This window comes from Paraburkholderia sp. RL17-373-BIF-A (assembly GCF_046030175.1).
Lineage (GTDB): Bacteria > Pseudomonadota > Gammaproteobacteria > Burkholderiales > Burkholderiaceae > Paraburkholderia.
Genome location: NZ_JARESO010000283.1, coordinates 1 through 1,098, shown reverse-complemented (window position 1 = coordinate 1,098; position 1,098 = coordinate 1). Strand labels below are relative to the sequence as shown.

The window sequence follows — 1,098 nt, the reverse complement described above, 5'->3', positions numbered from 1 at the left end:
ATTGACGATGATCTGGCCGTTTAGTCTGCTGCTGACCCTTGGACTCTGCACATCTGTTTCCGCACAGGAGCTGCGGTGGTACCAAGTGCCCGTTCCGGAGTCCGCAACATTACCGACCTTACACCCCGAGAGCGGCCCGAATGTGCGGAGCGCCAATGCGGCCACATCCTCGGCCGCGTCGCTTGCGAGGTCAGTGGCACCAGAAGCGCAGTATTTCGATGAGTTGATTGCCGGTGTGGCCCAGAAGTACGCGGTCGACCCAATGCTGGTACATGCCGTAATCCGTGTGGAATCGAATTATCAGGAGGCGGCCGTGTCTGGTAAGGGAGCGATCGGATTGATGCAGGTGCTGCCAGCCACTGGCATACGCTTCGGAAAAACGGCGCTCGATAATCCGCGCGACAATCTGGAGGCAGGCGTCGCTTATCTTAGCTGGCTCATGCATCGCTTTGATGGCCGACTGGATTTGGCTTTGGCTGGCTACAATGCGGGGGAAGGGGCAGTCGCTCGGTATGGCAACGCCATCCCCCCCTATGTCGAGACTCAGACGTATGTGCGTAAGGTCCTCGCCAACTACTCAAGCGCGGACAAGCAAACGGCGGTGAAGTCGCTACCGGCCATGTTGCGGGATGCGTCAACGTTGACCCAACAACGCGGGAAAAAGTCGCGCGGTTTCGGCGAAATCGTTCGCTTGTTTATTGGGGGACCCCAGCGCGCCACCTGCGACCGTGTGGTTGGTGTTGGTGCGATTAGTGATTCTCGATGTTTTCGGTCCGACGGAGTTTGGGGCCAACTATCGAGTGAACCCCAGAGGTCGGGTATGAAGACGGCGGCAAAGTGAGGAGCTTATTCATGGTTTCATCCAATGGAGGGCTACACGGCACCCCCAGCCAGGTGCCTTCGCCTCGTACGACAGGCTGTATCGTGACAGCACGGTCATCGAGGCCGGATGCCGGGCGCATGCACAGAGGTGGCCGCTCAGATCCGGACAGTTGGATAAGTTGTCGCGCGGAGTCGCAATTGGTACAGCGGGGGGCGTCTGGGATCTTGGACTGTGTGTGCCGCTATTCCGGCACTCTCTCGCTATTCGATCAGGCC

1 protein-coding gene is annotated in these 1,098 nt (G+C 58.9%); it reads left to right on the top strand.

Features of this window, described 5'->3' with window-relative positions:
- A partial coding sequence (locus tag P0D80_RS50370) for a lytic transglycosylase domain-containing protein (RefSeq protein ID WP_408296283.1) occupies positions 1 to 841 on the top strand: 841 nt, incomplete at its 5' end.
- Positions 842 to 1,098: the final 257 nt, after the last annotated feature.